The following is a 4082-nucleotide window of genomic DNA, read 5'->3' as shown; positions in this document are numbered from 1 at the left end:
GGGTTTTAGTATGCAAGAATAAAATATTGATAGAAAAAGGTGAAAATATAGGGCCTGGGAGATTGGAAAACCTAATCGTTGGTATCTATATATTTATAGGTGTTTTTGCAATGAAGGGGCGGAAGAGAATGACAACGATATACGCGAACTATGGAGAATCAAAAGTGAAATTAACATGGAAAAAAGCAAATACATTACCAGATTATAAAGGAATTACGAGTGTTCATGGTTTTTGTTTTTATAAAGGTGAGATTGTATTAATAGATCATCATAATCGTAGTTGGGATTTTCCTGGGGGACATATTGAACAGGATGAAACACCAGAAGAATGCTTTCAGAGGGAGGCGTGGGAAGAAGGGTATGTGAAAGGTGAATGTACCTTACTAGGATATATGATTGTAGACCATAGTGAAAATCCGAGTTGGAATGAAAATGGTCTATATTCAAAGATAGGATATCAGCCGTTTTATCTGATGAATGTTACAGAAGTACATGATTTTGATGGAGAGTATGAATCAAATAGAAGGATATTGGTGAAACCGAGTGAGGTTACATTATATTATTCGAATTGGAATGAGATTTGTGATGGAATATTAGCTGTTGCATTATCGATTTCAGAAGAATAAGGATTTCTCTTTCTGTAATATAAAGATTTTTAAAGGTTTTTCCTTATATTTGTCAAATAATAATAAAGTCGTTTCATCTATAGTAGTGATATGTAAGTAAGGATGATAAAAGTGGATATTTCAGAAATTATTGAACAGTTGGTTGTTAATGAAGTTATTGCTAATTATCCGAAAGGGTATAAGAAATTAACTGGCGGTACCACAAGTAGGCTGTATCTTATAGAAGGAAAAGAGCAGTGTGTTGTAAAGTTGAATGAACCAGAAGTCATCGAAGAAGAAGCGTATTTTCTCAATTTTTATGAAAACGATAGTCTATTTCCTAAGCTTTTGTATGTTGATCCACTCAATAGATATATAGTCTACTCATTTATTCCAGGTTCTACAAGTTATGATGTTGGGAATAAAAGAGATGTTCTTTGTACACTTGTACAGGAAGTGATTCATACATATAAAGTAACTATGGAAATGGAGCAATGGGGATGGAAAGAAGAACCGGTAGACTCTTGGCAAGATTTTCTTTTAAAAAGAGTGATGGAGGCTAGTGAGAATTTAAAAACTTATATAATAGAAGAGGATTTTCGTATTGTTCTTGAATTCGTACATAGTCCAAATAGACATTCCCATAGTAATCAACCGTATTTATTACATGGGGATTGTGGATTTCACAATTTTATATTTAAAGAAAATAAATTATATGGTGTGATTGATCCTTTGCCGGTTCTGGGAGATCCAATATATGACTTAATTTATGCATTTTGTTCGACGCCTGAAGATTTGACGAAGGAAACAATCGACTATGTAGTGGAACAATGTGTATTTCATAAAAATAAAAAAGGAAAAGTTTTGTATGAAGAAGTAATAATAGGGTTATATCTTCGATTAGAAACTTGTATTAGACATCATCCTGAAGACTTAGAAGACTATTTAAAAGCTTGGTGTTATTGGATGAATCTAATTCGTTGAAAAATTTAAGCGCTTCATTTTAAACGTGACAGCCAATTGTTCAAAATGAGACGACTTCGTTATATTTGAACATATTTTTATGTTTTTGGGGAGGCACGGAAAAATGAATGTTTTGGAAGCAAAAAGAGATTTAGCAAAAAGAACAAAAAGGGGACTTCCTGTAGTGCTGGCTGGTTTAATATTTTGGATTATTGCTAGTATAGCAGGCAGTATATTGCCGGAAAAGTATACGGTTTGGGTGTATCTGATTGGAATGGGGTGTGTCTTTCCAGTTGGTTTAATGCTAGCGGCACTATTGAAAATTGATATGTTTGCAAAAGGGAATCCGATGGGATCTTTAGGGGGAATAATTGGTGCGATAAATGTACTAAATATTCCGCTTGTAGTATTTGTATATTTTCAAATGCCCGAGTGGTTACCATTTACAGTAGCTGTTTTAGTAGGAGTTCATTTTTTACCATATGTGTGGATATATGAAAGTAAGAGTTATGGTTTGTTATCAGTTGGTACAGTATTAGTAACATCTATATGTGGGGTTTTACTTTCGGAAAAAGGATTTATAGTAATACCGATTGCAGTTACAGCTGTTTATGTAATTACAATTGTAGGTTTATCTATCGAAAATAAAAAAGTAGGAAATCAACGGAATGGTAAAATGACAGCTTAAAAGAATAGAAAACAAAAAGGGGATAGGAGAATTTTTATGAAAAACTTTATTTGTACAACATGTGGCGTACAATATGCAGCAAGTGTAGAAGAACCAGTGAATTGTATGATTTGCAATGAGGAGAGACAGTATGTTAATCCGAAAGGTCAATCTTGGACAACACTGGAGGATTTACAAGAGAGTCATACATATAAAAATGAAATAATTGAGGAAGAAACAGGGCTTTATAGTATTACAACAAAACCAGAATTTGCGATTGGCCAAACAGCCTATATGGTGAATGGAGAATCATTCAATTTACTATGGGATTGTATTTCGTACTTTGATGAAACTACGATAGGAAAAGTAAAAGAATTAGGGGGATTAGATGCAATTGCGTTATCTCATCCGCACTATTATTCTACTCAAGTAGAATGGGCAGAAAGATTCGATGTACCGATATATATACATGAAGATGATAAAGAGTGGGTAATGCGTCCAAGTAAACATATTATTTTTTGGTCAGGAGAATCATTGCAATTAGCTGATGGATTAACTATTCACCGTTTAGGCGGACATTTTAAAGGTGGTTCTGTTTTACATTGGACACAAGGGAATGATGGGGAAGGGATTTTATTAACAGGTGATATTATTCAAGTTGTTGCGGATCAGCAGTGGGTGAGCTTTATGTACAGCTATCCAAATTTAATTCCATTACCAGCAAATAAGGTTGAAGAGATGGCTAAAAGAGTAAAGCCACTTCCTTTTAATCGTTTATACAACGCTTTTCATCGTGTAGTAAAAGATGATGCAAATGAGGCTGTCGAGCGTTCGGCACAGCGCTATATTGCCGCATTAGAAGGGAAATTATTTCATACATAAAAAGGAGAAACAGAAATGAATACATTAGTATGCTTTGGGGATAGTATTACAGCTGATGAAACATTTTGGAATGGAGTACCTAGATTAACGCCACGTTTACAAGAGCTGTTTTCTGATTGGAAAGTAGTAAATGCAGGGGTTCCGGGTGATAATACGTTTGATGCTTTGAGAAGGATAGAAGAAGACGTCTTATCTTATGAGCCGACATTTGTAACGGTCTTTTTTGGTACAAATGATGCGGCGTTCCATAAACAAGTATTACTACAAGAATATAAAGAAAATCTGATTGAGATTGTTAAAAGAATATCTCCAGAAAAAGTACTTCTCATTAGTCCAGCACCAGTCGATGAGGAAAACCAGCATGCAAGAACAAATGAAGTATTAGAACAGTATGCAAAAACGATGGAAGAAGTAGCGAAGCAAACGGGAAGTCATTTTCTTAATTTATATTCTCATATGATGCAAGAATCAGACTATAAGAGATTTGTGGAAAATGAAGAGCGTGATGGACTACATTTTGGAGTAGCTGGTTATGAATACTTATCAGAGTTAATCGGAGAGAAGTTAAAAGGGATTGTGAAATTAATGATGTAAAGGACAAGGGACTTTAGAGCAATTATATTTAATAAGTATCGTACTTATAAGCATGACAAGTACGATGCTTATTAATTTAGTAACTATTTCTGTTTTGCTCGTCGGTGCTATGTTAACGGCAAATTATTTCAATTTATTATAGGCCTTACATCTATTCTATTAACGGTAGCTCCTTTCTAAAATATGTTCCATTTATATTAGGACTACAATTAATTCAAGATATAGCTATAAATAAGTAATTTTTGTTTACTATTGGAGGAACAGATTTACTCTTTCTTACGATAAATGTACTTGTTTATTTATTTTTTAGATTAATCATATTTCGAAGATGCGAAAAAATTGCTAAAAGTAAAGGGTGATTTGGTCATTAT

Annotated in this window: 5 protein-coding genes; all 5 read left to right on the top strand. The window is 33.7% G+C overall.

Annotated elements, in window-relative coordinates:
* The first annotated feature begins 128 nt into the window (after positions 1-128).
* The 5 genes from V7183_RS19660 to V7183_RS19640 all read left to right on the top strand — a co-directional run bounded on the left by V7183_RS19660 (position 129) and on the right by V7183_RS19640 (position 3711).
* The gene (locus V7183_RS19660) at positions 129-626 is read left to right on the top strand and encodes an NUDIX domain-containing protein (protein ID WP_335360558.1); all 498 of its coding nucleotides are present in this window, start codon (positions 129-131) and stop codon (positions 624-626) included.
* Positions 627-737: 111 nt separating this feature from the next.
* Positions 738-1589, top strand: a complete 852-nt coding sequence (locus V7183_RS19655; RefSeq protein ID WP_335360557.1) for an aminoglycoside phosphotransferase family protein — start codon at positions 738-740, stop codon at positions 1587-1589.
* A gap of 103 nt (positions 1590-1692) precedes the next feature.
* Entirely contained in the window at positions 1693-2256 is a 564-nt protein-coding gene (locus tag V7183_RS19650; RefSeq protein ID WP_335360556.1) for a DUF7010 family protein, read from the top strand.
* Positions 2257-2292: 36 nt separating this feature from the next.
* Positions 2293-3117 carry an MBL fold metallo-hydrolase gene (locus tag V7183_RS19645; protein WP_335360555.1) on the top strand — a complete coding sequence of 275 codons (825 nt, stop codon included), beginning with the start codon at positions 2293-2295 and terminating at the stop codon, positions 3115-3117.
* A gap of 15 nt (positions 3118-3132) precedes the next feature.
* Positions 3133-3711: an SGNH/GDSL hydrolase family protein gene (locus V7183_RS19640; RefSeq protein WP_335360554.1), complete on the top strand. Its 579-nt coding sequence runs from the start codon at positions 3133-3135 to the stop codon at positions 3709-3711.
* Positions 3712-4082: the final 371 nt, after the last annotated feature.

Origin of the sequence: Bacillus sp. JJ1127 (genome assembly GCF_036965845.1) — a bacterium.
Taxonomy (GTDB): Bacteria; Bacillota; Bacilli; order Bacillales; family Bacillaceae_G; genus Bacillus_A.
The sequence above is the reverse complement of the archived record's forward strand: the minus strand, read 5'-3'. Positions and strand labels throughout refer to the sequence as shown.

What these genes read in the sequence shown, in the direction of transcription:
- V7183_RS19660 (WP_335360558.1), top strand. Translation starts at nt 129, where the DNA reads ATGACAACGATATACGCGAACTATGGAGAATCAAAAGTGAAATTAACA.
- V7183_RS19650 (WP_335360556.1), top strand. Translation starts at nt 1,693, where the DNA reads ATGAATGTTTTGGAAGCAAAAAGAGATTTAGCAAAAAGAACAAAAAGG.
- V7183_RS19645 (WP_335360555.1), top strand. Translation starts at nt 2,293, where the DNA reads ATGAAAAACTTTATTTGTACAACATGTGGCGTACAATATGCAGCAAGT.
- V7183_RS19640 (WP_335360554.1), top strand. Translation starts at nt 3,133, where the DNA reads ATGAATACATTAGTATGCTTTGGGGATAGTATTACAGCTGATGAAACA.